At 43.9% G+C, this 25,030-nt stretch carries 32 protein-coding genes; 8 read left to right on the forward strand and 24 right to left on the reverse strand.

The genetic code is table 11. The features are described 5' to 3' along the window. Positions 1-6: 6 nt before the first annotated feature. The 20 genes from rpsE to FTU01_RS08255 form a co-directional block, all read right to left on the reverse strand. Complete coding sequence (rpsE, locus tag FTU01_RS08160; RefSeq protein WP_004786901.1) at positions 7-504, reverse strand: 30S ribosomal protein S5; 498 nt, start codon at positions 502-504, stop codon at positions 7-9. 2 nt (positions 505-506) lie between these two features. After that, entirely contained in the window at positions 507-857 is a 351-nt protein-coding gene (gene rplR / locus FTU01_RS08165; RefSeq protein ID WP_004281497.1) for a 50S ribosomal protein L18, read from the reverse strand. Between the two features lie 14 nt (positions 858-871). Then, positions 872-1,405, reverse strand: coding sequence for a 50S ribosomal protein L6 (rplF, locus tag FTU01_RS08170; RefSeq protein ID WP_004786903.1), 534 nt, complete (start codon positions 1,403-1,405; stop codon positions 872-874). Between the two features lie 13 nt (positions 1,406-1,418). Beyond that, positions 1,419-1,814, reverse strand: coding sequence for a 30S ribosomal protein S8 (gene rpsH / locus FTU01_RS08175; protein WP_004786905.1), 396 nt, complete (start codon positions 1,812-1,814; stop codon positions 1,419-1,421). A 12-nt stretch (positions 1,815-1,826) separates the two neighbouring features. Continuing rightward, complete coding sequence (gene rpsN, locus FTU01_RS08180; protein WP_004786907.1) at positions 1,827-2,132, reverse strand: 30S ribosomal protein S14; 306 nt, start codon at positions 2,130-2,132, stop codon at positions 1,827-1,829. A 9-nt stretch (positions 2,133-2,141) separates the two neighbouring features. After that, positions 2,142-2,678 carry a 50S ribosomal protein L5 gene (gene rplE / locus FTU01_RS08185; protein ID WP_004786908.1) on the reverse strand — a complete coding sequence of 179 codons (537 nt, stop codon included), beginning with the start codon at positions 2,676-2,678 and terminating at the stop codon, positions 2,142-2,144. A 16-nt stretch (positions 2,679-2,694) separates the two neighbouring features. Next, complete coding sequence (rplX, locus tag FTU01_RS08190) at positions 2,695-3,012, reverse strand: 50S ribosomal protein L24 (RefSeq protein WP_004786911.1); 318 nt, start codon at positions 3,010-3,012, stop codon at positions 2,695-2,697. Positions 3,013-3,021: 9 nt separating this feature from the next. Beyond that, the gene (rplN, locus tag FTU01_RS08195; RefSeq protein WP_001982634.1) at positions 3,022-3,390 is read right to left on the reverse strand and encodes a 50S ribosomal protein L14; all 369 of its coding nucleotides are present in this window, start codon (positions 3,388-3,390) and stop codon (positions 3,022-3,024) included. 91 nt (positions 3,391-3,481) lie between these two features. Next, the gene (gene rpsQ / locus FTU01_RS08200) at positions 3,482-3,739 is read right to left on the reverse strand and encodes a 30S ribosomal protein S17 (RefSeq protein WP_004786913.1); all 258 of its coding nucleotides are present in this window, start codon (positions 3,737-3,739) and stop codon (positions 3,482-3,484) included. Continuing rightward, positions 3,736-3,933 carry a 50S ribosomal protein L29 gene (rpmC, locus tag FTU01_RS08205; protein WP_004786915.1) on the reverse strand — a complete coding sequence of 66 codons (198 nt, stop codon included), beginning with the start codon at positions 3,931-3,933 and terminating at the stop codon, positions 3,736-3,738. Before rpmC ends, rpsQ begins: the two co-directional genes overlap by 4 nt. Beyond that, positions 3,933-4,346 (reverse strand): 50S ribosomal protein L16, encoded by a 414-nt coding sequence (gene rplP / locus FTU01_RS08210; protein ID WP_004786917.1) that lies wholly within the window; start codon positions 4,344-4,346, stop codon positions 3,933-3,935. The genes rpmC and rplP overlap by 1 nt, the downstream gene beginning before the upstream one ends. Before the next feature lie 3 nt (positions 4,347-4,349). Beyond that, entirely contained in the window at positions 4,350-5,102 is a 753-nt protein-coding gene (gene rpsC / locus FTU01_RS08215) for a 30S ribosomal protein S3 (protein ID WP_004786918.1), read from the reverse strand. 1 nt (position 5,103) lies between these two features. Next, positions 5,104-5,433 (reverse strand): 50S ribosomal protein L22, encoded by a 330-nt coding sequence (gene rplV / locus FTU01_RS08220; protein ID WP_001982638.1) that lies wholly within the window; start codon positions 5,431-5,433, stop codon positions 5,104-5,106. Positions 5,434-5,444: 11 nt separating this feature from the next. Further along, the gene (rpsS, locus tag FTU01_RS08225) at positions 5,445-5,720 is read right to left on the reverse strand and encodes a 30S ribosomal protein S19 (protein WP_004673001.1); all 276 of its coding nucleotides are present in this window, start codon (positions 5,718-5,720) and stop codon (positions 5,445-5,447) included. 19 nt (positions 5,721-5,739) lie between these two features. Next, positions 5,740-6,564: a 50S ribosomal protein L2 gene (gene rplB, locus FTU01_RS08230; protein ID WP_005233738.1), complete on the reverse strand. Its 825-nt coding sequence runs from the start codon at positions 6,562-6,564 to the stop codon at positions 5,740-5,742. Between the two features lie 11 nt (positions 6,565-6,575). Continuing rightward, positions 6,576-6,896: a 50S ribosomal protein L23 gene (rplW, locus tag FTU01_RS08235; RefSeq protein ID WP_004786923.1), complete on the reverse strand. Its 321-nt coding sequence runs from the start codon at positions 6,894-6,896 to the stop codon at positions 6,576-6,578. Further along, entirely contained in the window at positions 6,893-7,495 is a 603-nt protein-coding gene (gene rplD, locus FTU01_RS08240) for a 50S ribosomal protein L4 (protein WP_004786925.1), read from the reverse strand. Before rplD ends, rplW begins: the two co-directional genes overlap by 4 nt. 11 nt (positions 7,496-7,506) lie before the next feature. After that, positions 7,507-8,145: a 50S ribosomal protein L3 gene (rplC, locus tag FTU01_RS08245; RefSeq protein WP_005233737.1), complete on the reverse strand. Its 639-nt coding sequence runs from the start codon at positions 8,143-8,145 to the stop codon at positions 7,507-7,509. A 60-nt stretch (positions 8,146-8,205) separates the two neighbouring features. Next, positions 8,206-8,517 carry a 30S ribosomal protein S10 gene (gene rpsJ, locus FTU01_RS08250; RefSeq protein WP_000070912.1) on the reverse strand — a complete coding sequence of 104 codons (312 nt, stop codon included), beginning with the start codon at positions 8,515-8,517 and terminating at the stop codon, positions 8,206-8,208. A 274-nt stretch (positions 8,518-8,791) separates the two neighbouring features. Beyond that, positions 8,792-9,526, reverse strand: coding sequence for a type 1 glutamine amidotransferase (locus tag FTU01_RS08255; RefSeq protein ID WP_180138755.1), 735 nt, complete (start codon positions 9,524-9,526; stop codon positions 8,792-8,794). A 162-nt stretch (positions 9,527-9,688) separates the two neighbouring features. Here FTU01_RS08255 and FTU01_RS08260 point away from each other — a divergent pair, with 162 nt between their 5' ends. Next, positions 9,689-10,876 carry a PLP-dependent transferase gene (locus FTU01_RS08260; RefSeq protein ID WP_180047875.1) on the forward strand — a complete coding sequence of 396 codons (1,188 nt, stop codon included), beginning with the start codon at positions 9,689-9,691 and terminating at the stop codon, positions 10,874-10,876. A gap of 56 nt (positions 10,877-10,932) precedes the next feature. Here FTU01_RS08260 and FTU01_RS15545 read toward each other — a convergent pair whose 3' ends face one another. After that, entirely contained in the window at positions 10,933-12,633 is a 1,701-nt protein-coding gene (locus FTU01_RS15545; RefSeq protein WP_228154820.1) for a hypothetical protein, read from the reverse strand. A 249-nt stretch (positions 12,634-12,882) separates the two neighbouring features. Here FTU01_RS15545 and FTU01_RS08270 point away from each other — a divergent pair, with 249 nt between their 5' ends. The 6 genes from FTU01_RS08270 (at position 12,883) to FTU01_RS08295 (ending at position 18,914) form a co-directional block, all read left to right on the forward strand. Beyond that, a complete protein-coding gene (locus FTU01_RS08270) occupies positions 12,883-14,433 on the forward strand; it encodes a helicase HerA-like domain-containing protein (protein WP_180047873.1) in 1,551 nt (516 codons plus the stop codon). 152 nt (positions 14,434-14,585) lie between these two features. Further along, positions 14,586-15,794, forward strand: a complete 1,209-nt coding sequence (gene hmpA / locus FTU01_RS08275) for an NO-inducible flavohemoprotein (RefSeq protein WP_004786935.1) — start codon at positions 14,586-14,588, stop codon at positions 15,792-15,794. Positions 15,795-15,883: 89 nt separating this feature from the next. Beyond that, complete coding sequence (locus FTU01_RS08280; RefSeq protein WP_004786937.1) at positions 15,884-16,324, forward strand: Rrf2 family transcriptional regulator; 441 nt, start codon at positions 15,884-15,886, stop codon at positions 16,322-16,324. Between the two features lie 93 nt (positions 16,325-16,417). After that, on the forward strand, positions 16,418-17,335 hold the full coding sequence (gene yihA, locus FTU01_RS08285) for a ribosome biogenesis GTP-binding protein YihA/YsxC (protein ID WP_166135543.1): 918 nt from the start codon (positions 16,418-16,420) through the stop codon (positions 17,333-17,335). 102 nt (positions 17,336-17,437) lie between these two features. Further along, positions 17,438-18,382: a metal-dependent hydrolase gene (locus tag FTU01_RS08290; protein ID WP_180047869.1), complete on the forward strand. Its 945-nt coding sequence runs from the start codon at positions 17,438-17,440 to the stop codon at positions 18,380-18,382. A 97-nt stretch (positions 18,383-18,479) separates the two neighbouring features. Then, positions 18,480-18,914 (forward strand): VOC family protein, encoded by a 435-nt coding sequence (locus FTU01_RS08295; protein ID WP_180047867.1) that lies wholly within the window; start codon positions 18,480-18,482, stop codon positions 18,912-18,914. On the opposite strand, the gene FTU01_RS08300 is transcribed toward FTU01_RS08295, so the two are convergent. After that, entirely contained in the window at positions 18,911-20,149 is a 1,239-nt protein-coding gene (locus FTU01_RS08300) for a dicarboxylate/amino acid:cation symporter (protein ID WP_004786945.1), read from the reverse strand. The two genes, FTU01_RS08295 and FTU01_RS08300, sit on opposite strands and share 4 nt — an antisense overlap. Positions 20,150-20,292: 143 nt before the next feature. Then, entirely contained in the window at positions 20,293-21,165 is an 873-nt protein-coding gene (locus tag FTU01_RS08305) for an acyl-CoA thioesterase II (RefSeq protein ID WP_004786947.1), read from the reverse strand. Between the two features lie 282 nt (positions 21,166-21,447). Between FTU01_RS08305 and plsB the strand changes: the two genes are divergently transcribed. Further along, the gene (gene plsB / locus FTU01_RS08310) at positions 21,448-24,015 is read left to right on the forward strand and encodes a glycerol-3-phosphate 1-O-acyltransferase PlsB (protein ID WP_180053794.1); all 2,568 of its coding nucleotides are present in this window, start codon (positions 21,448-21,450) and stop codon (positions 24,013-24,015) included. A 177-nt stretch (positions 24,016-24,192) separates the two neighbouring features. On the opposite strand, the gene FTU01_RS08315 is transcribed toward plsB, so the two are convergent. Next, positions 24,193-25,005, reverse strand: a complete 813-nt coding sequence (locus tag FTU01_RS08315) for an NAD-dependent epimerase/dehydratase family protein (RefSeq protein ID WP_180047863.1) — start codon at positions 25,003-25,005, stop codon at positions 24,193-24,195. Between the last annotated feature and the right edge of the window lie 25 nt (positions 25,006-25,030).

Raw genomic sequence — 25,030 nt, forward strand, 5'->3', positions numbered from 1 at the left:
GATTGATTACCCTTGAATTTGTTCTACTGTTAAACCACGTTTCGCAGCAACTTTCTCAGGAGAAGTCATATCACGCAAACCGTTAAAAGTCGCGTTTACTACGTTAGCAGCGTTTGTAGAGCCATAACATTTAGTTAATACGTTACGTACGCCAACAGCTTCTAAAACTGCACGCATCGCGCCACCAGCAATTACACCAGTACCTTCAGAAGCAGGTTGCATGTAAACGCGGCTTGCACCGTGACGAGCATTGATAGGGTGCTGAACAGTACCATCAACAAGGTCAACAGTAATCATGTTACGACGAGCAGCTTCAAGTGCTTTAGAAATAGCAGCTGGAACTTCACGCGCTTTACCACGACCAAAACCTACGCGACCATTACCATCACCCACAACAGTTAATGCTGTGAAAGAGAAGATACGACCACCCTTAACAACTTTGGCTACACGATCAACGGCAACCAGCTTTTCAACAAGACCTTCGTTTTGTTCAACTTTAGCCATGATTAGAACTCCAAGCCGTTTTCACGGGCAGCATCAGCCAAGGCTTTGATACGACCATGATATTTGAAACCAGAACGGTCAAATGCAACTTTAGTAACACCAGCTGCTTTAGCGCGTTCTGCGATTAAAGCACCTACTTTCTGAGCTGCTTCAACGTTACCAGTAGTACCCGCACGTAGAGTAGCGTCTAGAGTAGAAGCTTGCGCTAATACTTTGCCACCATCTGCTGAGATAACTTGAGCATAGATGTGACGCGGAGTGCGGTTTACACACAAACGAGTCGCACCCAATGCACGGATGTGCAAGCGTGTGCTTTTCGCACGACGCAAACGGGATTGTTTCTTTTCGTTCATAAGAACCTCGCGCCTTATTTCTTCTTAGCTTCTTTACGAAGTACAACTTCGTCAGAATAACGAACACCTTTACCTTTATAAGGCTCTGGTGGACGGTAACCACGGATATCTGCAGCGACTTGACCTAGAACTGCTTTATCAGCAGATTTAAGTACGATTTCAGTTGCAGTTGGAGTTTCAGCAGTTACACCTTCAGGAAGCGTATAGTCGATCGGGTGAGAGAAACCAAGGTTAAGATTAACAACGTTACCTTTAACCGCAGCTTTATAACCAACACCGATAAGTTGTAACTTACGTTCGAAACCTTCGCTTACACCTTTTACAAGGTTGTTAAGCACAGCGCGAGCAGTACCAGCTTGCATCCAAGCATCTTTAGATTCAGCTTTAGGAGCAATAACTAGAGTACCGTCTTCCTGTTTTAGCTCGACCAGCGCATGCAGGTTGAAAGACAATGTACCTTTGCTGCCTTTCACTTCGACCTGCCGGCCGTTCTGAGTAACTGTTACACCGTTAGGTACAGTTACTGGGGCTTTAGCCACACGAGACATGAGGAATCACCTATTAAGAAACAAAAGCAATAACTTCACCACCAACGCCTGCAGCACGTGCAGCGCGATCAGTCATGATGCCTTTGCTTGTAGAAACAATTGCAATACCTAAACCTTGCTTAACGCTTGGAAGTGCATCTTTACCGCGATACTGACGTAGACCCGGACGGCTTACGCGTTTCACAGTTTCGATAACTGGCTTGCCTTCAAAATATTTTAAAGTCAAAGTAAGAGTTGCTTTGCCTTCAACTTCAGCAACTTCTACGTTTGAAATATAACCTTCTTGTTGAAGTACGTTAGCAATCGCAACTTTCAACTTAGAATTAGGCATAGAAACAGTTTGTTTCTTTGCCATTTGTGCGTTACGAACACGTGTTAGCATGTCGGCAACGGTATCTTGCATACTCATTTATAGTGCTCCTTACCAGCTTGCCTTAACAACGCCAGGTACATCACCTTGCATTACTTTATCGCGTACCATGTTACGGCTTAAGCCGAACTTACGGAAGTAACCATGAGGACGACCAGTTAAACCACAACGGTTACGTAGACGTACTGGAGATGCATTACGTGGTAATGCTTGTAATTTCATCATCGCATCGAAACGTTCTTCATCTGAAGCATTTACGTTTGCAATGATTGCTTTTAATTCAGCACGTTTTGCAGCGTATTTAGCAACAGTAGCTTCGCGTTTCAATTCGCGATTAATCATACTTTTCTTAGCCATTTCGACCTCTTATTTGAACGGGAAGCCGAATGCACGCATTAGCGCACGGCCTTCGTCATCGGTGCGAGCAGTCGTAGTGATGGTAATGTCCATACCACGAATACGGTCAATCTTGTCAAAATCGATCTCAGGGAACATGATCTGTTCTTTAAGACCCATTGAGTAGTTACCACGACCATCAAATGATTTCGCAGAGAAACCACGGAAGTCACGGATACGAGGAATCGCAATCGAGATCAGACGGTCTAAGAATTCGTACATACGTTCGCCGCGTAAAGTAACTTTACAACCAATCGGCCAACCATCACGGATTTTGAAACCAGCGATAGATTTACGAGCTAACGTAAGAACTGGTTTTTGACCAGCGATAGCTTGCATATCAGAAAGAGCACCATCAAGGAGTTTCTTGTCAGCAGAAGCTGCACCAACACCCATGTTGATAGTGATTTTAGTGATGCGAGGGATCTCCATCACATTCTTAATTCCCAATTGTTCTTTTAATTGAGCTTTAAGTTCGTCGTTGTAACGTGCTTTAAGTCTGGCCATTGCCTTTTTCAACCTATTACTTCGCTACCGCCACTGATTCACCATTAGATTTGAATACGCGAGTTTTCACGCCGTCAATCGTTTGGTAACCAACACGGTCAGCCTTTTGGGTTGTAGCATTAAAAATTGCCACGTTTGAAATGTGAAGCGAAGCTTCTTGAGTTACGATGCCGCCTTCAGCGCCAGTAACACGGTTCGGCTTTTGATGCTTCTTCACCAAGTTAAGGCCTTCAACCTTAACGCGGTCATTAGAAACAGACAGAACAGTACCCTGTTTGCCTTTTTCTTTACCTGCGATCACAATTACTTGATCGCCTTTTTTAATCTTAGCCATGATCGCCTCTTATAGAACTTCAGGAGCCAATGAAATAATTTTCATGAACTGTTCAGTACGAAGTTCACGAGTCACTGGTCCGAAAATACGAGTTGCAATCGGCGCTTTGTTGTTGTTCAAAATAACAGCAGCGTTATCGTCGAAACGAATCACTGAACCGTCTGGACGACGGATACCGAATTTTGTACGTACAACTACTGCATTCATCACGTCACCTTTTTTAACACGTGCGCGTGGAATTGCTTCTTTTACAGTAACTTTAATAATGTCGCCAACAGAAGCATAACGACGATGTGAACCACCAAGTACTTTAATACATTGTACGCGGCGAGCACCACTGTTGTCTGCTACGTCGAGCATAGTTTCGGTCTGAATCATTGCCCTACTCCAAAACCGAGCATCACCGGTCACAATTTCGAAAGGCTCAAAGAGTACTCGAAATTGACCGATGATGCAACAAGAACGTTAATTACTCAGCAGCTGCTTCAACAACTTCAACTAAAGTCCATGACTTAGTTTTAGACATTGGGCGGCTTTCTTTAATGGTTACAACGTCGCCAACTTTAGCTGTGTTGTTCTCATCATGAGCATGTAATTTTGTTGAACGGCGGATTGATTTGCCATACAACGGGTGTTGAACACGGCGTTCGATAAGAACAACGATAGATTTTTCCATCTTGTCGCTTACTACTTTGCCTGTTAACGTGCGGACTGTATTTTCACTCATTGTCCGTTCCCCTGTTTTTCGGTAAGGAGGGTCTTGATACGAGCAATAGTCTTGCGAGTCAATTGCACTTCGTGCGATTTACCCAATTGACCAGTTGCTTTCGCCATACGAAGACGGAATTGGTTTAGCTGTTGCTCATCAAGCAAAGCTGTCAACTCTTCTACCGACTTTTCACGTAGATCTTTAGTTTTCATTACATTACCGTCCGAGTCACGATAGTGGTTTTAAACGGAAGTTTAGCAGCAGCAAGCGTGAACGCTTCGCGAGCTAGGTCTTCGTTAACACCATCAATTTCGTACAAGACTTTACCTGGTTTGATTTGGCAAACCCAGTATTCCACAGAACCTTTACCTTTACCCATACGCACTTCAAGTGGTTTAGAAGTAATTGGCTTGTCCGGGAATACACGGATAAAGATTTTACCACCACGTTTAATACGACGGCTAATTGTACGACGCGCTGCTTCAATTTGACGTGCAGTCATTTGACCACGTTCGATTGATTTAAGTGCGATAGTACCAAAAGATACTGAGCTACCGCGGTGAGCTAGACCAGTGTTACGGCCTTTTTGCACCTTACGGAATTTAGTACGTTTAGGTTGCAACATGGATTATTCTCCTTTTTCAGCAGAACGATCATTGCGACGACCACGACGCTCTTGACCTTCACCACGACCGCGACCGCGTTTAGCTGGACGTTCTTCAGCTGGAGCTGGGTTCATGACTTGTTTCATGCCACCCAAGATCTCGCCACGGAAGATCCAAACTTTAACACCAATCGTACCGTAAGTAGTCTCAGCACGCATAGTCGCGTAGTCGATATCTGCACGAAGAGTATGTAGAGGTACACGACCTTCACGATACCATTCAGTACGAGCAATCTCAGCACCACCTAAACGGCCTGAAACTTCTACTTTGATACCTTTCGCACCAGCACGCATAGTGTTTTGAACCGCACGCTTCATAGCACGACGGAACATTACACGTTTTTCCAATTGAGAAGCGATAGCTTCAGCAACTAGACGCGCGTCTAAGTCTGGACGATCAATTTCGTTGATACTTACTTGCGCAGGAACACCCATAATAGATGTTAATTCGCGTTGTAATTTCTCAATGTCTTCGCCTTTTTTACCGATTACGATACCAGGACGAGCAGTGCTAATAGTTACTTTAGCAGCGCCTGTTGGACGTTCGATAAGAATATTGCTGATCATTGCATTCTTAAGTTTTTTAGTTAAAAACTCACGAACTTGCAAATCTTTAAGCAAGTATTCAGCGTATTGTTTCGGACTCGCATACCAGTTAGCGTTATGACGTTTCACAACACCTAGGCGGATACCGATTGGATGAACCTTCTGACCCATATCAAACCCCTACCTTAACGGTGATGTGACAAGTACGCTTAGTAATACGATCTGCACGGCCTTTAGCACGTGGCATAATACGTTTCAGGCTCATGCCTTCATCAACGTAGATCGTAGAAACTTTAAGGTCGTCTACATCTAAACTGTTATTATGTTCAGCGTTTGCAATTGCAGATTCCAACGCTTTCTTAACCAATACTGCAGCTTTTTTGTTGCTGAAGTTTAAGATGTTAAGAGCGTGCGCAACAGATTTGCCGCGGATAAGATCTGCAACCAAACGAGCTTTTTGTGCCGAGATAGCGGCACCGCGTAATTTAGCAGTTACTTCCATCATAGCACCTATTAACGTTTAGATTTCTTGTCAACACCGTGACCACGGTAGGTACGAGTCGGTGCAAATTCACCAAGCTTGTGTCCAACCATATGTTCAGAGATGATCACTGGAACATGGTTACGGCCATTGTGTACAGAAATTGTTAAACCAACAAAATCCGGGAGGATCATCGAACGACGCGACCAAGTTTTGATCGGCTTACGGTTATTAGCCGCGATAGCCGCTTCAACCTTAGCGAACAAGTGCGCATCGACGAATGGGCCTTTTTTCAGAGAACGAGGCATTGTCAGATTCCTTTACTTGTTACTTAACGCGACGGTCGCGAATAATCATCTTAGTCGTACGCTTGTTGGTACGTGTTTTGTACCCTTTAGCTTTTTGACCCCATGGGCTTACAGGTTGAATACCTTTGTTACGCCCTTCACCACCACCGTGTGGGTGATCAACTGGGTTCATCGCCATACCACGAACGGTAGGACGAACACCACGCCAGCGTGATGCACCAGCTTTACCTAGTGAGCGAAGGTTGCTTTCTGAGTTAGATACTTCACCTAACACAGCGCGGCATTCAACATGAATTTTACGCATCTCGCCTGAACGAAGACGAACGATAGCGTAGGAACCGTCACGACCCAACAACTGAACAGAAGTACCAGCTGAACGAGCTAACTGCGCGCCTTTACCGATTTTAAGTTCGATGTTGTGAAGAGTAGAACCGATAGGCATGTTGCGAAGTGGCAAGCAGTTACCTGGACGGATTGGAGCATCGTTACCAGATTGAACTGAATCACCAGCGCGTAAACCTTTAGGCGCGATGATGTAGCGACGTTCACCGTCAGCATACTTCAACAACGCAATGTGCGCAGTACGGTTTGGATCGTATTCAATACGCTCAACTACAGCTGGGATGCCGTCTTTGTTACGTTTGAAGTCGATTAAACGGTAGTGTTGTTTGTGACCGCCACCAACGTGACGAGTCGTAATGTGACCGTTGTTATTACGGCCGCCAGTACGTTTTTTAGCTTCAACTAGTGGAGCATAAGGCGCGCCTTTGTGAAGGTGATCATGAACCACTTTCTCTACAAAGCGACGTCCTGGAGACGTTGGCTTACATTTTTGAATAGGCATAGTTTTCGTCCTTATTCCGCTGCGCTTTCAGCGGCATCGCCCAAGTCAGCCATTTCAACATCTTGGCCAGCTTTCAGGGTGACGTATGCTTTTTTAACATCAGAACGACGTCCTAATGTTTTACCAAAGCGTTTAGTTTTACCTTTAGTGATCGTAGTGTTAACTTTAACAACTTCTACACCAAACAATTGTTCCACTGCTTTTTTGATTTCAAGCTTGTTTGCATCAAGTGCAACTTTGAATACTTGAACACCAGCAGTTTCACCTAAAACTTGTGCTTTTTCTGAGAAAACAGGTCCTTGCAGGACTTGATATAAACGTTCGTTGTTCATCCGAGTTCTACCTCAATTTTCTTAGCAGCAGCTACAGACATAACAACTTTATCGAACGCGATCAAGCTAACAGGATCGATTGCAGTCGCATCAACCACATCAACGTGTGGAAGGTTACGAGCAGCTAGATACAAGTTCTCATCAACAGCATCAGTAACGATCAATGCACGAGTAGCATTCAAGTCGTTAAGTTTTGCAAGCAATTCTTTAGTTTTTGGAGCTGCAACAGCAAACTCTTCAACTAGAACTAAGCGATCTTGACGAACAAGTTCAGCCAGGATGCATTGCATAGCACCGCGGTACATTTTACGGTTTACTTTTTGAGACCAGTCTTGTGGACGAGCAGCAAAAGTTTTACCACCGCCAACCCAGATTGGGCTACGAATAGAACCAGCACGAGCGCGGCCAGTACCTTTTTGACGGAATGGTTTTTTACCACCGCCAGAAACGTCTGCACGTGATTTCTGAGCTTTAGAACCTTGACGACCACCAGCTAAGTAAGCTGTAACAACTTGGTGTACAAGAGCTTCATTAAATTCACGACCGAACGCAACTTCTGATAATTCAACAGCAGAGCCGGAAACAGTATTTAAATTCACGTTATTTCCCCTCAGGCCTTGATCGTAGGACGAACAGTTACGTCGCCACCAGTAGCGCCAGGAATCGCACCTTTAACTACTAGAACTGAACGTTCTGCGTCGATAGATACAATTTCAAGACCCTGTACAGTTACGCGTTCAGCACCTAAATGGCCAGCCATTTTTTTGCCTTTGAACACGCGACCAGGAGTCTGGTTTTGACCTGTAGAACCTAGAACACGGTGAGAAACAGAGTTACCGTGAGTAGCGTCTTGAGTACGGAAGTTCCAACGCTTAACACCACCTTGGAAACCTTTACCTTTAGACTGACCAGTTACGTCAACAATTTGACCAACTGTGAACAGATCTACACCGATAGTAGCGCCAACTTCACGACCTTCAAGCTCAGCTTCTGAAACGCGGAATTCTTGAACCAGACGACCAGCAGCAACACCAGCTTTCGCGAAGTGACCTTTCTGAGCGTTAGTTACGCGAGATTCGCGACGTTCACCAGTAGTGATTTGAATCGCTTGATAACCATCAGTTTCAAGCGTTTTGATTTGAGTGATGCGGTTAGGATCAACCTCAATCACTGTAACAGGCACAGAAACACCAGCATCTGTAAAGATACGTGTCATACCGCACTTGCGACCGACTAAACCAATAGCCATGTGCATAAACCTCTAAAAAAGCGGCCTAATTAACTTAGAGCGTTAATTAACCCGAAAGCCTTAACCCAATGCGATCTGAACATCAACACCAGCTGCAAGATCTAACTTCATCAATGCATCTACAGTTTTGTCTGTAGGTTGAACGATGTCGATCAAACGTTTGTAAGTGCGGATCTCGTATTGGTCACGCGCATCTTTGTTAACGTGTGGTGATGTTAAAACGTTAAAACGTTCAATGCGTGTAGGCATTGGAATTGGACCACAAACTTGTGCGCCAGTACGTTTTGCTGTTTCTACGATTTCTTGAGCTGATTGATCAATAAGACGGTGATCAAAAGACTTAAGACGGATACGAATTCTCTGGTTAGACATACCAGTTAACTCCAAGCCAAATATATAAAGAATCACTCTTGACGCATCTCACCCCACTATTTTAAGGCAAGTGTCAAGAGCAGTGAAATATCACTAAGGTCGTGATCGATGCCACGACTGTAACGATAGTTAACTACTTTCTTCGTAGTTAACCCCCTTCCTATTGAAGGGTCGCTTATTATAGCCATTGTTTATTGCATAAGCAAATCCCTTTTAGAGTTTTTCTTGCTGTATTTCAATTTATTCGGGAAATCAATTGTTTATTTTTTACCCACTAGGCCGTTTTTTCCAAAACATACTGAATAGCTTGATTTAGTATTTGATTTCCTTGGATAAAATTATTTTTGGTTGTTCTTTTCAGTTGTTGGATGTCCTGTACATATTTTCCAGAAAATTGTGAAGTTTCTTCTTCATTTTCCAAAAACAGCTTTAAAGTTTCCGGGGTGATTTCCGGATGAAACTGGAACCCCAAGACATTCTTGCCGAGTTGATACATCTGATTACGACAGGCTTCATTTTCTGCCAGATGAATTGCCCCTTTAGGTAGTTCAAAGGTTTCACTATGCCACTGCATAATTTCAAACTGTTCAGGTAAAATAAAACAATCCTCGGGTACATGCGCGACTTTGCGTACCGTGGTCCAGCCTAACTCCTGCTCCTGGTTACGGCTGACGGCCGCACCCAAGGCATTGGCAATCAGCTGCCCACCTAAACATAGGCCAATCGCCGGTTTGCCTTGAGAAAGATAACGGCGTAACCAGCGTTTTTCGATCTTGAGCCATGGATAATTTGCCTCATCATTGACACTCATGGTGCCTCCCATGATGATCAGCAAATCAACTTCTTCAACTGCTGGTAAAGCTTCTATATCGAGTGGACGATCGACGGGTAAAGCAAAGAATTCAGTCGCAGTAATTTGCGCCTGATGCTGCTTTAAAAAATCAATACAACTACCAAAACCCTCGCCAGCAATATGCTGAAAATAATGTACTTTTAACTGCGACTTCATGCGCCTAAACCTTTTGTTGTAGCTCTCTGATTTTAGGTTTTGCAAAAATGAAGCCAACTTTTTAGCAATGTCAATTTTTTCAACATTTCACAACATAACTGGCAGCAATAATGAGATTCTCTTAAGCTAAAGCAATATTTGATTACATTTAAGAGCATTCACGTGAAAAAAAATCCTCAAACAGCGCTGATTCATGCACCACGAAAGGCCCCGCAATATATTTCCAGTATTCAACCTCCCCTGTTTCGTGCATCCACCATCATCTTTAACAATACTGATGCCCTATTTAATCGCCACTGGACTGATGACTATGACTATAGCTATGGCACGCATGGTACACCGACGACATTTACCTTAGGCGATAGCATTGCCCAGATCGAAGGCGGTCAATATTGCTTGCTGGCACCGAGTGGTTTATCCGCGATTAATCTCGTGAATTCTTGTTTTTTAAGCCAAGGCGATGAAGTGTGGGTTGCGGATAATATCTATGGTCCAAACATGGAACATCTACGCAACCTGGAAACCCGCTATGGCATTCAAGTCAAAGTCTATAATGCGATAGATGCGGATACTTTTCAGCCCTCGGAAAAAGCCAAACTACTTTGGCTTGAAGCGGCGGGTTCCGTGACTTTAGAATTTCCCGATTTAAGTCGCTTGGTCAAGAAGGCCCAAGCGAACAACATCCTCACTGCGCTGGACAATACCTGGGGTGCAGGCCTTGCCTTTAATGCATTTGATTTTGGTGAGGATCATATAAGTGTCGATATGACTGTGCATGCCCTGACCAAATATCCAAGTGGTGGCGGTGATATCCTGATGGGTTCAGTGGTGACCCGCGATAAAGACCTGCATCACAAATTGTTCCGTGCGCATGCCATTCAGGGTATCTCTGTATCAGGCGATGATGTCGCTCAGGTACAACGAAGTCTGGCGTCGATGCAACTCCGATATGAACATCAATCACAAAGCTGCTTAACCTTATTACACTGGCTCAAACAGCAACCAGAATTTGTCCAGGTCTTACATCCGGCTGATACTGACAACGCAGGTCATGAATACTGGAAAGAAATTTGCAAGCAAGGACACAGTGCCGGACTGGTCAGCGTGATTTTTGACAATAACTACAAGTTGCAAGATATTCGCAATTTCTGTGACAGCTTAAAACTGTTTAAGCTTGGCTTTAGCTGGGGTGGTCCTGTCAGTCTGGTCATGCTATATAACTTAAAAGAAATGCGTGTGCTTGAACATTCACATTTGAAAGAGGGTTTTCTGGTCCGTTTCTGTATTGGGCTAGAACATCCGGAAGATCTGATTCAGGATATTAAACAGGCTTTAAAAGTCTTAGCTTAAATATAGACATAAAAAAATTGGGCAAATTGCCCAATTTTTTACATTATCGTTTCGCTTTACTTAAAGTAATCATAGCTTACAGAAACGGTCTCTCCTGCTTTTGGTAAAGCCGTTCCATAAAATACTAAGCTTACTCCAGAATTACTATAAACTAGATCAAAGCCTTGTCGATGTGTTGTATCACGCCCAACATTCTGACCATTTACTGTCACCTTAACAGTTGAAGGTACTGGTACCTGTTTTAAACTAAACTGACTTGCAAGACCAGTTGCTACACGGATAATGTCATCAAATACCACATTCCAGCTTGTAGCATCAGCACAAATTGAAGCAGAAGCCCCACCAGTCAAACGTGCAATCTCTTTAAAGTGCCCTCCTCCTTCAGCAGATCCTCCTTGACCATTACATTCAAATCCTAATGTACTCCAAGAAGTTGTAGGATCTGCAAAAGTTGGACGGATATGATCAGATGTACCCACAATCGAAAAGTAGGTAGTGTTTGTAGACAAGAAATAATTTTTATAATCATTAAAATCTCGTCGTGTATAGTTACTATATACAGGACTGTACTGCCAATATGTTTCATTTTCAGGCTCATCTGAAACAAACACTACTAAATTTTTCACATTTGGACGATCAAAACCAGTCAAATCTGCTTCACGAACGCAGTAAAAACCTGTTTCAGTAGCTGAATCATAAGTTCCAGGTTGAGCCAAGGTAGCCCACTCTTGCTCTGCATCTGGTGTATTTCTATCAATAAAATTAGTCGTTTTATCTTTTAAAGTTCTAAGCGACTTACATGCATACGCATCCTGCGTATTCACTGCTAAACGATAATCTACACCTGCTTGATTCAATGATTTAAAGAACTGTGCAGCACCATTAGCCAAGTTACGCTGTTCTTCAGACATTGAACCTGAAGAATCAATATTCCATAAAATGTCAACCGCATTTGCAGATTGTGTTGTTTGAGTAAAAGTTTCTTTTGCTGTAGCCACTTCAATAACCGCATTGCTACTTAAAGCACTAGCAATATTCAAATCACCATATACTTGGTTAACTTGATCACTATTACTCGCTACGTAAGTATTTCCCCAAATATAACCTGATTGGTTTGCAAGCCAAAAAGATAAATTGAGACGTAATTTTTTATCACTTGCTTGTACGGCTACAGGAGTAGTAACAGATGAATTTGAATTTAATACAGATAACAACAGGTCACGAACTTTAGTCAGTTCATTGGCATTAGAAAAATCAATATCCAAGATTACATTAACCACTTCACCTTGAGCATTCGTAGATACACGATTAGTTAAAATATTGACTTTTGCATTTTGCTGGATAAGAGCATTAGTAAATGCAGCTAAATAGAATTTACTAAATTCATCTAAATTTTGATTTAATACAACTGATCTCACTTTCGCTTGATTCTGTGCCGATGAAGCAGTTAAATCAACCTGTGAAGCAAATCCAGCTGCTTTTGTCACATTATCATCTAACAATAAAACAGTCCGACCTGATGTTAATGCTGTCTCTGTAAAATATTTAGGATTCACTTCACCAAAAACTGCAATATTTGCCTTTTCACTTACTACAGTTGCAACATCTTGAATAGTAGTAAGCGTTTCGCCTGGCTGTTCTGGTGGAACTGGATCAGTAGGCTTTGTAGATATTGAGCTATCTGAATCACCACCACATGCCGTTAAAAATACAGATGTTCCCACTAACATTGCTAATAATTGTTTGTTAAGTTTCATTTACACCCTCTAACCGTTTTCAAACTATTTATTAAAAGCTATTAAATTAAAATTTTATTTTTCATAATGTTATTAAAAATAAAATGAATGGTGAATATTACAAAAAATGAATACAATTTCAACAATAAAGTCAAAATACCTTAACATGTAACACAATAAACCAAAAAAGAGACTTAAATCACAAATCCCTGCATAAGGGAAATTTAAGTATTCCAAAAGACAAAAATTTATATAGAGGTTTTCAAGTTAATGAATACACCGATCATTATTGCTAAAAAAACCAGTGATACCACGCAAGATATTGTGCTGCATTCACAGCTTGCCAACCGTCACGGACTGATTGCCGGCGCGACCGGAACCGGCAAAACGGTAACCTTGAAAGTTTTGGCAGAAAGCTTTTCTCGCATTGGTGTACCCGTGTTCCTTGCCGATGCCAAGGGAGATGTTTCCAGCCTGGCCAAGCCAGGCGAAAGTAATCCTAAGTTTGATGAACGTATTAAAAGCCTGAATATTGACTCAATTCCTTTTGAAGCTTCGCCGGTCGTATTCTGGGATCTGTTTGGTGAACAAGGCCATCCGATCCGTACTACGATTTCCGAAATTGGACCACTCCTCCTTGCCCGTATCCTAAACCTGAATGACACACAAGAAGGAGTACTGTCCGCCGTCTTTCGGATTGCTGATGATCAGGGCCTGCTACTGATCGACTTTAAAGACCTGAAAGCCATGCTGAGTTATGTCAGCGAACATACTGCAGACTTTAAAGCGGAATATGGCAATCTATCGCCTGCCAGCCTCGGTGCGATTCAACGCAATTTATTGGCACTTGCTGATCAAGGCGGGGATAAATTCTTTGGCGAGCCAGCACTAGACCTGATGGATTTCCTGCAAACGGATAGCCAAGGCCGCGGCAATATCAATCTGCTGGCTGCCGACAAGCTGATGAACACACCGAAGTTGTACGCCACTTTCCTGTTATGGATGCTGTCAGAGTTATTTGAACAGTTACCAGAGGTGGGTGATCTGGACAAACCGAAACTGGTGTTCTTCTTTGATGAAGCCCACCTACTCTTTGATAATGCCAGCCCCGCCCTGCAGGAAAAGATTGAACAGGTGGTGCGTCTGATCCGCTCCAAAGGTGTGGGGATTTATTTTGTCACCCAGAATCCACTGGATTTACCTGAAAGCGTATTAGGACAACTCGGCAACCGTATTCAGCATGCTTTACGCGCTTTCACACCTAAAGACCAGAAGGCAGTCAAAACGGCGGCGGATACCTTCCGTGCCAATCCAGAATTTAAAGTACAGGAAGCGATTACTGAACTTGCTGTAGGTGAAGCGCTGATTAGCTGTCTGGATGAAAAAGGGACTCCACAGATTGTTGAACGTGGCTGGATCATGCCACCACATTCTTCTTTTAGCCCGATTACACCAGAAGAACGTAAAGCACTGATGCAGCAAAGCATTGTCGCTGGTATTTATGAGCAGGAAGTTGACCGTGACAGTGCGCATGAGATGCTGCAGCAAAAAGTACTGGAACTTCAGCAGCAGGCTCAAGCTGCGGAACTTGCCAAGCAACAGGCCAAAGAACAGGAAGCTCTGGCTAAACAGCAAGCCAAGGAACAGGAACGTTTGGCACGTGAACAGCAAAAAGAAGCTGAGCGTGCAGCCAAGCAACGTGAAAAACTGACTCAGGATATTGTGGGTACCTTTGCCAAAAGTGCAGCACGTAGTCTGGGTGGTAGTACCGGACAGAAAATTGTGCGTGGTCTATTAGGTTCCCTCTTCGGGCGCAAATAACCTTCCTTTCTCCGATCGAAAACATCATTTTTATGGGATATTTTTATATCCCATAATTTTTTTATGGTTTTATGCTTTTACTATATTGTAAAAGCATTTTATAAGATGTATTCTAAATACATCTTATAAATAACAGCCATGAGAGATCAGCTATGACTCCACAGCAAATTGACCTTGTAAAAGCCACTGTTCCTGTACTTCGTGAAAATGGGGTTGCCCTGACCGGTTATTTCTATAACCGCATGCTAGGCAATAATCCTGATTTGAAAGAAACCTTTAACATGGGACATCAACGCAGTGGAGCTCAAGCACAAGCCTTGGCAGGTGCGGTTCTGGCTTATGCTGAAAATATCGAAGATCCATCTGTGCTGTTACCCGTGGTTGAGCTGATCGCACATAAACACGTGAGCTTAAACATTAAGGCACCGGATTACGGTATTGTTGGGGAAAACCTGTTGCATTCGATCAGTGAAGTGCTGAACATTTCGATGGATGATCCATTGATTGATGCTTGGGCTGCAGCGTACGGTCAACTGGCGGATCTGTTCATTGCAACTGAAAAAGCGATTTACGACCAGCATGAACAGACTAAAGGCAGCTGGTTAGGCTGGCGCAACTTCAAGATTGCCAAGAAAGTCGTGGAAAGTGATGAAATCACTTCCTTCTACCTGGCTCCAGTCGACGGCGGTCCATTACCGAAATATGAAGCTGGCCAATATATCTCTGTACGTGTGTTTGTACCTGAGTTAAATCTGAGACAACCACGCCAATATACCCTGTCGACTTGCCCACAAGCAGACTACCTGCGTATCTCGGTGAAACGTGAAGACCAGAAAGGCGACATGGTTCCAGGTTGGGTATCGAATACTTTACATAGCCTGCCAGAAGGTTCAGAAATTGAAGTCTCTGCACCGACAGGTAACTTCTACCTGATCGATCCGAACAAACGTAATGTGTTTATCAGTGGCGGTGTAGGCCTGACTCCAATGGTGGCCATGCTAAACCAGCTGGTGACTCTGGACATGCCACAACCTGTGACTTTCATCCATGCCTGCCGTAGCAAACAGGTTCATGCGATGAAACAGCATATTCATGACCTGAAAGCCAAATATCCACGTTTAAGCACAATGACTGCTTATGAATTCCCGCACCCAAGCGATAAACTGGGCGAGGATTATGATGTTGCCGGTCGACTGGACTTAAGCACTGTAGATAGCGCATTATTACCAGCCAATGCAGACTACTATCTCTGTGGCCCAATGCCATTTATGGCTGAACAGCAAAAGGCGCTTGTCGCTCGCGGAATTCCTGCTGAGAACATTCATAGCGAAGCCTTTGGCACAGGTGGTGTACGCCACTAACTGCTTCTTCAGCTTAAAATAAAAACAGAGGGTTAGCCTGGTATGCTAGACTAACCCTAATTTTTTTCATCAAAAACATCAGTATTATCATGCAACTGAATAAATTTACTGACTATGCGCTGCGCATACTGATGTATGTTGCACAACCCCGCGATCTGCCTTATACGATTGCCGAGCTGGCGGAGCGCTTACAGATTTCACAGAACCATGCCATGAAAATTGCCTACTTTATGGCGAAACAGGACTGGCTCATTACCTCTCGCGGTAAAGGCGGTGGAATCCGTCTTAATCCGGCTGCCCTGAAAGTTCAGCTAGGACAGATTGTGCGTATTCTGCAACGTGACAACCAGATTGTGGAATGTAATGATCCACCCTGTGTATTACGTACCAATTGCGGATTAAAAGGCATTCTGGATCAGGCTGTGGAGCAGTTCTACACCAGTCTGGATCAATATATTCTGGGTGATGTCGTTGAACCGACCAAGGAACATTTTAGTATCCAGTCACCAATTAGCCTGATCAATCTCTAATACCCTTATTCTATTGGGCAATTCTAAAGTTCGCTTGCCCGCCCGACTTCCTTTATAATAGCTTCTTGTATAATTAGTCATTGAAGTTGAGCCATGCATCACAGCAGAGGAAAGTCGAAAAACAGTAAGGCATCAAATGCCCCAAAGCAAAAGATCAGCTATGAAAAAAAGGTCGATCCAGCCATTACTGAATATTCGGTACAAGCCCTCAACTGGTTACGCAAAGCTGAGTTCCTGATGAGTGCACCCAAGCTCAGCTTGTGTGTAGAAGATACCGGTTATGAGGTGGCTTTTGCTGGCCGTTCCAATGCGGGTAAATCGAGTGCCATCAATGCCCTGACCAATCAGAAACAGTTGGCCCGTGCGTCCAAAAAACCAGGCCGTACCCAGATGATCAACTTCTTTAGCCTTGGCAATCCGGATCAGCGTCTGGTCGATTTACCGGGTTATGGCTATGCAGCGGTCCCAGAAGCCATGAAAATTGTCTGGCAGAAAGAACTGGAAAACTATCTGATTCACCGCAAGAGCCTGCAAGGTCTGGTGTTGCTGATGGATATCCGTCATCCGCTACAACACTTTGATGTGATGATGCTGGAATGGGCGTATTCACGTAAATTATTCGTACATGTGCTGCTGACCAAAGCCGACAAGCTGAACCGTGGCCCTGCTTCGAAAGCGCTACAAGAAGTGAAAGCCAAACTGAAAAAGATGAAGCTGGATTTCTCGATTCAACTGTTTTCTTCTCTAAACAAGCAAGGTCTGGAAGAACTGGCCAGTGTGATGGGCGGGCGTTTGAACTTCACTTTGAATCAAGCACCTGAATTTGATCTGGACAGCATTCCTGAAGCTTCAATGCATGATTTAAACGAAGCTGATGAACCAATTGAATTATTAGAAGATGAAGATGAGACCAACAGCGCTCATGAAGTCACTGCCAGTGAACTGAATGATCTGGATGCACCTGTGGAAGCCGATCCAACAAAGATTGTCGAACAGGATCCACAAAAATAAGCCGAATGTGTTTCATCGGATAAAAGAATGTCCCGTATTGCCTGCCGCAATTCGGGATATTTTTTTCATACTGTCTTGATCAAGCAGTGATGGATTCACACCATGTCTTTACTTTCGCGCTTCAAAACAACAAGAATTGGCTCTTCCATTTCCTATTTTATCCAGCCTCGCAAAGTCAGCTTTGAATGGCAAGACACTCCAGTCGACTGGATTCCTGATCAGCCCTTTGCCAGTTACTTCGTCAATGAAATTAACAATATTCTGCCCGCGGGTGAACTCTGGTTCTGCCGTTTATATAACAAAGTCCTCCCCCAGATCACTGACGAAAAATTAAAGCATGATGTGCAGGCATTTATCCGTCAGGAAGCCATGCATGCCCAAGCGCATAATTCGGCCAATAAAGAATATTTATCTGAACGTCAGATTGATATCCAGCGCAATCTGCACATCATGCATTTCCTATTTAACAAGCTCCTAGCCGATCATCCATTCGGTCTCAAAATTCCTAAAATCTTAGAACACCAATGGGATCTGTTCCGTCTCGGTATCATTGCGACGATAGAACACATGACCTGTGTCCTGGGTAAATACGCACTCTACAATACTGAATGGGAACGTCTGGGTGCTGATCCGAATATGCTGGATCTGGTGAAATGGCATGGTGCTGAAGAAATTGAACATCGTAGTGTGGCTTTTGATTTATATCGTCACCTAGGTGGCGGCTATATTGCCCGTTATTATCTAAGTGTGGTGGTCATTATTGGTGTAATTGGCCTTTGGGTGGATGGTGCTGCACATCTGTTATCGCAGGATTCACGTTTCAAGCAGTATAAGCCAGCCGTATATAAACCCTGGATCTGGAAAGAATGGTTGCGTATTTCCCAGTCAGATAACCGCCTTCTGCCTAACCCGCTGTGGTTAGTATCCCAACAGCTCGGTTATTTAATGCCTTGGTATGATCCGGTGCATGAAGGCGGTACCGATGATGCGCTGCATTATCTCAACCATTCACAGGCAGCCAAACGCGCTACTCTCAAAGTCGCTTAAGCTTGCCTGTTATTACAATTTCTAACAGCAGGGATCGCTTCCCTGCTTTTTATTTGTCCTAAGATAGAAATATAACAATCATAATCAGGAGGGACTTATGCAAGCACGGATTTCTGTGATTACCCTCGGTGTGCTCGATCTGGAAGCTTCACTACGCTTTTACCGTGATGGACTGGGTTTTCCCAGTGAAGGAATTATGGGTGAAGAGTTTGAATATGGCGCGGTGGCTTTTATTCAATTACAACCTGGTCTTAAGCTTGCCTTATGGCCACAGCGTAGTATCCAGCAAGATACCGGTCTGAAGCCAAGCCCAATCTGTCCGACGCAAATGACTCTGGGGCATAATGTCTATAGTCCCTTAGAAGTCGACCAGGCAATGGCACAGGCTGAACGTGCCGGCGCTAAAATTATTAAACCTGCACACACGACTTTTTATGGCGGATATGCAGGTTATTTTCAGGATCCCAATGGTCATCTCTGGGAAATTGTCTGGAATCCGGACTTAGATAAAGCTGAATTAGACAAAGATTAAACCGGCACTTCAGGCTCGCGGGTATGTCGATCTACCACCACACTAATCATCATATCGCCCTGCACGTTTACTACTGTACGTACGGTATCCAGCAGACGGTCAATCGGAAGTAGAATCGCAATCGCTTCAGCAGGTAAACCCACTGATTGCAGTACCATGATCATGGTGACCATGCCGGCGCTTGGAATGCCCGGTGCACCTAATGACGCAATCATTGCCGTGGCACAAACCACCAGCTGCTGACCTAAGGTTAAATCCAGTCCCATCAAATTGGCAATAAACAAAGCTGCTGCAGCTTCATAAAGTGCCGTTCCATCCATATTCAGCTGCGTGCCAAGAGGAATCACAAAACCAGCTGTTTGCGGACGTACGCCCAGATTTTCCTGCGCGCATTTTAAAGAAATCGGCATGGTTGCCGAACTGGAGCTGGTGGCAAAGGCAGTAATTAATGCACTACGGGTGCCTTTAAAAAAGGTCAGCGGATTCATTTTTCCGAAGATCCATAGCAATAACGGCAACACCACTATTCCGTGGAAAATTGTAGTGCCTGTCACCACTGCCGCAAACTCGGCCAGACGGCTCAGCACTGAAATATCTTCAGTGGCAATTAACTTGGCGAGTAATGCAAAAATCCCAATCGGTGCCAGTTTCATGATCCAGCCAATCATCAACATCATGATGTCAAAAAACTGGTGACTCAGCTTACGCACAGTACGGAAGCTGTCTCCACCTGCGACCAGCGCCACACCGATAAACAGAGCAAAAATCACAACAGCCAAAACATTGCCATCAGCAAAGGCCTTAAAGGGATTGATCAGGGTATTCTGAATAAAATTAGTAAAGAAAGACGACGGCGTTAAAGTATCAGGAGTCTGATGCTGAGCCATAGCATCCTGAAACATCACCACATCCACACCTCTCCCCACATTAAACAGATGCGCACAGGTTAGCCCTAAAATCAGTGCCAATGAGGTGGTGGTCACACAGCACAGCAAAGTAATTTTCCAGGTTCGACTCAGCTGCCCCCCCGCCTGCAGATTAGAGACCCCAACCACAATTGAGGTAAAAATCAGGGGAATCAAAATCATTTTCAGCAGGCCAATAAAAAGGCTGCTGGCAATTCCAATCCCGTACAGGCCGACATCAAAAAATGTGCTTTGCGGAAATAAAGTCAGTAAAAATCCAAACAGTACCCCCAATACGGCGGCAATTAAAATCTGCGTATTTAAGCTCATTTCACATGCATTTTTAATATTGATCTTAAGGGCACTATGCCATGCAAGTGCTGGAGAATCGAGTAATTTTTTATAAAGAGCCGTGCTTAAAAATGTATAAAGCCGGATCTGGGATCCGGCTTTATTTAAATTAAAAGTATGCTTTACTGGGTTTCAATTTCACGTAAACGGATCAGGCCTTCTTGTGTGGTACTGCAGACCAGCTCACCATTTTGCCACATGCGGCCAAAGTTCAGACCACGTGAACTGGCACTTTGAGTAGCATCCATGTCGTATAACATCCATTCATCTACCCGGAATGGTTTATGGAAATACATGGCATGATCAATACTGGCACATTGCAAGCTTGGAGACAGATAACTTAAACCATGCGGACGCAGCGCTGTGGTCATTAGGGTAAAGTCCGAATAGAAAGCAGCAATCGCCTGATGCAGGGAAATCTCATCCACTTCTGCAGCAATCTTTCCATGAGTACGAATATAGTGCGCATAATTTGGCGCTTCCGGTTGCGGCTGGAATGGATTCACTGGCATTACAGGGCGAATTTCGACATGACGGTCACGCATGAAAGAAGCACGCACATTTTCCGGAATAAATTCAATAATCTGCCGGGTGAGCTCTGCTTCATTTTTCAGGCTTTCTGCTGGTGGATACTCAGGTTCTGAAATCTGATAGTTCAGACCTTCTTCCTGATGCGCAAAGGAAACCATACACATGAAGATAGTACGGCCATGCTGAATGGCACGAACCTGACGGCTGACAAAGCTTTTTCCATCACGGATACGATCCACTTCATAAATGATCGGTGCATTGACATCGCCACCAAACAGGAAATAGGCATGCAGTGAATGCGCAGGACGATCTGTGGTATAAGACGCAGCACGCAGAGCCTGTCCCAGAACCTGCCCACCAAATACGCGCTTGCCTACCAGATTACGGCTAATTCCCCGGAAAATATTTTCTTCTAACTTTTCTAAACTGAGCAGCTCGACCAGTTCCTGTGTTAAGGCATTCATAAGCAACCTGTGTGATATTGGCAAGATCCAGAAGTGTAGAAATAAATCTATACAATTTATTCTGAATATTCTGCCATAAAATCCAATCAATCTTCTAAAGATTGATTGACTGTTCTGTCAACTGATCTTGCAACTTACTAGGAAAAACATCTGCTTTCGCGCTAAAATTGAACCACTTCGATTGAATTTGTCAGAAAATGACATATTGTTTGTTTTTATAATCAATCAAAATAAATTCCCTCAGAAATTCTGTAGTTTTGGTCAGTAAAATTAGGAGTAACTATGTCCAAGAGTGGCTTTGGTCAAATGTATCGCAAGCTTTCAAGTAAGCTACTTGATCTTGTGGTCACCCCGCATGTTCTTGGGGAAGTACCAAGTGAAGTGACAGCTCCTACTGCTGACCAGACTCCGGCAGCGCAGCAGAAAATCGTCTGCTATATCTTGCAGAATCATTCACGCAGTAATGCATTGGTGGTCGATGCGGAAACTCGCCGTTTAAACATGCCGCCCGCGCTTGACCCTCTACAGATTGGTGACAGCAAGGAAAAGGCTTCGGTGCTGTTCCTGCAGCATCATGATGAGAATAATCTGCTTAGCTCACCACCACATGCTTTTCCTCCACGCCTGTTACGCCTGATTGAAGTCCTAGAAAAAAACCCCGAACTGGATGTGGAACTGGTACCGGTGACTGTACTTTGGGGTCGTGATCCTGAAAAAGAAGATTCTTGGTTCAAGCTTTTATTTACCGATACCTGGTCTACGCCAAGCCGGGTCAAACAGCTGGTCAATATCGGTCTGCATGGTCGCCAGTCTTATCTGGAGTTTCATGAGCCACAATCTTTGCGCGCCCTCATGGAATTTGCCAAAGAAACTTATCCAAATTCAGCGCCAGCGACCTATATTGTCAGCCGTCTGAATGACTATTTGGATGCACAGCGTGAAGTGATCCTCGGCCCTGACCTGTCAGACCGCCGTAATGTGATGCATGGCCTGATTAAATCTCCGGATGTACAGGCGGCTATTCGTAACGAAAGTATCCGTAGCAAAATCAGTATGCTGGAAGCAGAACGTCGTGCCATTGGCTATCTGAATGAGATTGTATCGGACTATTCTCATTCTACCGTGCGTTTCGCCGATAAAGCCCTGACCCGTTTATGGACCCAGCTCTATGACGGCGTGGAAGTACATAATTTCAGTACCGTGCGTGAACTGGCCAAAGATTATGAAATTGTCTATACGCCATGTCACCGCAGTCATATCGACTATTTATTATTGTCTTATGTGATTTATCGTCGTGGTCTGATGGTGCCTTATATTGCGGCAGGCGATAACCTGAACATGCCATTTGTGGGTCAGATCTTACGGGGTGGTGGTGCTTTCTTTATCCGTCGTACCTTCCGCGGTAATGCACTCTATACCACCGTATTTAAAGAATATCTGTATAGCGTGCTGTCGCGTAATACTCCACTGGAATACTTTATCGAAGGTGGTCGTTCACGTACTGGTCGTCTGCTGCCACCAAAAACCGGCATGCTGGCGATGACCGTACATGGTCATTTACGTGGCAAAGCTAAGCCAATTGTCTTTGTTCCGACTTATATCGGCTATGAACGCCTGATGGAAGGTGGTACTTATGTCGGTGAGATGAATGGCAAGCCGAAAGAAGCAGAATCTATTTTTGGCATCCTGAAAACCTTGCGCAAAATTGAACGTATTTTTGGCAAGGTCCATCTGAACTTCGGTGAACCGGTATTTCTGGATGACATCCTGAAACAGCATGGTGCAGAACATATCAAAATTGAAAAGAATGATGATCCGATTCCGCAGCCAGTATCCGACGCAGTCAACAGTTCTGCCCAAGCCATTCTGGAAAATATCAACCGTGCAGTCGTGGTGAATCCGGTTTCACTGCTGTCACTTATTTTATTGGCAACACCGAAACATACGCTGGACGAAGAAATCTGTATCAAGCAGCTGGATACCTACCGTAATCTGCTGGTGGCTTTACCTTATGATGAGCGTATGCAAATTACCTCACTTTCAGGTAAAGAGATTATTGCCTATGCAATGAAGCTCAAGCTGATTAAACGGGTGAAACACGTTCTGGGCGATATCATTGCCATTGAAGATAATCAGGCCGTATTGCTGACTTATTTCCGTAATAACATCGTGCATAGCTTTGTATTGCCGTCCCTGATTGCGGCACTGGTAGAACACAATGGCATGATTCGCCGTGAAGATGCGATCAACGCTAGCAGTACACTCTATCCATTCCTGAAAGCTGAGCTATTCCTGAAATGGAAAGAAGACGAAATTCAGCAACATGTTGATGCTTATATCGATGCTTTACTTGCAACCAATCTGATCAGTGCAGATGGTGAAAATCTGGTAGCCCCAGCACCGAATACTGAAGCGCATCACCAGCTTGAAGTTCTGGCTGCTCCAGTAACCCAAAGTCTGGAACGCTATTACATGACACTGGCTTTGATCACCCAGCGTGGGCCAGGCAATATTTCAACCCGTCAGGTGGAAGAACTGAGTCATCTGGTGGGGCAACGTCTTTCTGTACTGTATGAATTCAACTCACCAGAATTCTTTGACAAAGCCTTATTCCAAAGCTTTATCAAAGTTCTGACGCAAAAAGGCTATATTTGTACCAATGAAGACAATGCCATTGTCTATGATGAGCAGCTGACCAATGTTGCGCAGTATGCAGATCTGGTACTGGATGAAGTGAAGCTGCAAATGCTGCATCACATCACCTCCTTTACCGATGAAGAGTTGAAAGAAGCACTAGATGCGGTTGCGGCTGAACAAGCCAAGAAACGTGCGAAACGCAAGAAAAAGTAAAGTTTACTTAAAGAAAAAGAGAGGTTTTGGCCTCTCTTTTTTTGCTTGAGAATTAATAAAAATGATAAATATTCCCTCTCCTTTTAGGAGATGAGCAGCACTGCTGCGCAAGGGAGAGGTGATTTTAAAAAAAACCTCCTCCTAACCTCCTCCCAGAGGGAGGAGGAACTTCCAAATTTATAAATCAGTCTTATTCATCAACTCTAAATAATCCTGAAAACAATCCTGATGCTCTAACTCAAAGCCTATCTTTTCCATTCTTGTGGCATACAGCTTTTTACCCGTCACCCTGTCACTTTCCACTTTCAATATAAATAAACCCATCTGCTGCTGAAACCATTGCAAGACTTCATGCAAAAGTTGTGGCTGATTATTAGTCAAAATATATGAAGAATCAGGATGTTCCACGTGAATCATATGAGCTAGAAAACGTGATAAGTCTTCAATATGAATACGATTCGACCAGTGCAGATTTGGATAACTGATCATTGAGGTTGCCATTTTCTGCATACGTGCCACAGAAGTCCCATAAATCCCACTTGGGCGGATAATGGTACATTGATCAGGATAAGCCGCGAGATACGCCTGTTCCATGTGATGCAGAATTTCACCTTGAGCATCATTCGGATGAATTTCAGTTTCATCATCCACGCTTTCACCTGCATTCTGTCCATAAACCCGGGTTGATGAAACCACCACCATTCTTTTTACCGGATGGGATTTCAAGGCAGTAATGATTGGCTGAACCGAATCCAGATAAATGTGCTGATAGGCTTCGACCCCCCTCAGTTTTGGGCTAAGTAACACATAGACCCAATCAATCGAAGCGACTGCACTTAAATCTAGAGTATGCACATCCTGAATCAGATGAGTTGCGAATGAATCTGTTTTGGGACTTTGGCTAATTGTGCTAATTTGATGACCTTGCTCAAATAATTGTTTAGCTACCCGCTCGGATGTTTTACCATAACCAATAAATAAAATATGCATTCGACACCGAATCACAGACCTGGTT

Source organism: Acinetobacter sp. YH12043 (assembly GCF_013419915.1).
Taxonomy (GTDB): Bacteria; Pseudomonadota; Gammaproteobacteria; order Pseudomonadales; family Moraxellaceae; genus Acinetobacter.

Bases quoted from the DNA above. Each gene is read 5' to 3' on its own strand.
- rpsE (WP_004786901.1), bottom strand. From the start codon at position 504: ATGGCTAAAGTTGAACAAAACGAAGGTCTTGTTGAAAAGCTGGTTGCC.
- rplR (WP_004281497.1), bottom strand. From the start codon at position 857: ATGAACGAAAAGAAACAATCCCGTTTGCGTCGTGCGAAAAGCACACGC.
- rplF (WP_004786903.1), bottom strand. From the start codon at position 1,405: ATGTCTCGTGTGGCTAAAGCCCCAGTAACTGTACCTAACGGTGTAACA.
- rpsH (WP_004786905.1), bottom strand. From the start codon at position 1,814: ATGAGTATGCAAGATACCGTTGCCGACATGCTAACACGTGTTCGTAAC.
- rpsN (WP_004786907.1), bottom strand. From the start codon at position 2,132: ATGGCTAAGAAAAGTATGATTAATCGCGAATTGAAACGCGAAGCTACT.
- rplE (WP_004786908.1), bottom strand. From the start codon at position 2,678: ATGGCCAGACTTAAAGCACGTTACAACGACGAACTTAAAGCTCAATTA.
- rplX (WP_004786911.1), bottom strand. From the start codon at position 3,012: ATGGCTAAGATTAAAAAAGGCGATCAAGTAATTGTGATCGCAGGTAAA.
- rplN (WP_001982634.1), bottom strand. From the start codon at position 3,390: ATGATTCAGACCGAAACTATGCTCGACGTAGCAGACAACAGTGGTGCT.
- rpsQ (WP_004786913.1), bottom strand. From the start codon at position 3,739: ATGAGTGAAAATACAGTCCGCACGTTAACAGGCAAAGTAGTAAGCGAC.
- rpmC (WP_004786915.1), bottom strand. From the start codon at position 3,933: ATGAAAACTAAAGATCTACGTGAAAAGTCGGTAGAAGAGTTGACAGCT.
- rplP (WP_004786917.1), bottom strand. From the start codon at position 4,346: ATGTTGCAACCTAAACGTACTAAATTCCGTAAGGTGCAAAAAGGCCGT.
- rpsC (WP_004786918.1), bottom strand. From the start codon at position 5,102: ATGGGTCAGAAGGTTCATCCAATCGGTATCCGCCTAGGTGTTGTGAAA.
- rplV (WP_001982638.1), bottom strand. From the start codon at position 5,433: ATGGAAGTAACTGCTAAATTACGCGGTGCCGCTATCTCGGCACAAAAA.
- rpsS (WP_004673001.1), bottom strand. From the start codon at position 5,720: ATGCCTCGTTCTCTGAAAAAAGGCCCATTCGTCGATGCGCACTTGTTC.
- rplB (WP_005233738.1), bottom strand. From the start codon at position 6,564: ATGCCTATTCAAAAATGTAAGCCAACGTCTCCAGGACGTCGCTTTGTA.
- rplW (WP_004786923.1), bottom strand. From the start codon at position 6,896: ATGAACAACGAACGTTTATATCAAGTCCTGCAAGGACCTGTTTTCTCA.
- rplC (WP_005233737.1), bottom strand. From the start codon at position 8,145: ATGGCTATTGGTTTAGTCGGTCGCAAGTGCGGTATGACACGTATCTTT.
- rpsJ (WP_000070912.1), bottom strand. From the start codon at position 8,517: ATGTCTAACCAGAGAATTCGTATCCGTCTTAAGTCTTTTGATCACCGT.
- FTU01_RS08255 (WP_180138755.1), bottom strand. From the start codon at position 9,526: ATGAAGTCGCAGTTAAAAGTACATTATTTTCAGCATATTGCTGGCGAG.
- FTU01_RS15545 (WP_228154820.1), bottom strand. From the start codon at position 12,633: ATGAAACTTAACAAACAATTATTAGCAATGTTAGTGGGAACATCTGTA.
- FTU01_RS08270 (WP_180047873.1), top strand. From the start codon at position 12,883: ATGAATACACCGATCATTATTGCTAAAAAAACCAGTGATACCACGCAA.
- hmpA (WP_004786935.1), top strand. From the start codon at position 14,586: ATGACTCCACAGCAAATTGACCTTGTAAAAGCCACTGTTCCTGTACTT.
- FTU01_RS08280 (WP_004786937.1), top strand. From the start codon at position 15,884: ATGCAACTGAATAAATTTACTGACTATGCGCTGCGCATACTGATGTAT.
- yihA (WP_166135543.1), top strand. From the start codon at position 16,418: ATGCATCACAGCAGAGGAAAGTCGAAAAACAGTAAGGCATCAAATGCC.
- FTU01_RS08290 (WP_180047869.1), top strand. From the start codon at position 17,438: ATGTCTTTACTTTCGCGCTTCAAAACAACAAGAATTGGCTCTTCCATT.
- FTU01_RS08295 (WP_180047867.1), top strand. From the start codon at position 18,480: ATGCAAGCACGGATTTCTGTGATTACCCTCGGTGTGCTCGATCTGGAA.
- FTU01_RS08300 (WP_004786945.1), bottom strand. From the start codon at position 20,149: ATGAGCTTAAATACGCAGATTTTAATTGCCGCCGTATTGGGGGTACTG.
- FTU01_RS08305 (WP_004786947.1), bottom strand. From the start codon at position 21,165: ATGAATGCCTTAACACAGGAACTGGTCGAGCTGCTCAGTTTAGAAAAG.
- plsB (WP_180053794.1), top strand. From the start codon at position 21,448: ATGTCCAAGAGTGGCTTTGGTCAAATGTATCGCAAGCTTTCAAGTAAG.
- FTU01_RS08315 (WP_180047863.1), bottom strand. From the start codon at position 25,005: ATGCATATTTTATTTATTGGTTATGGTAAAACATCCGAGCGGGTAGCT.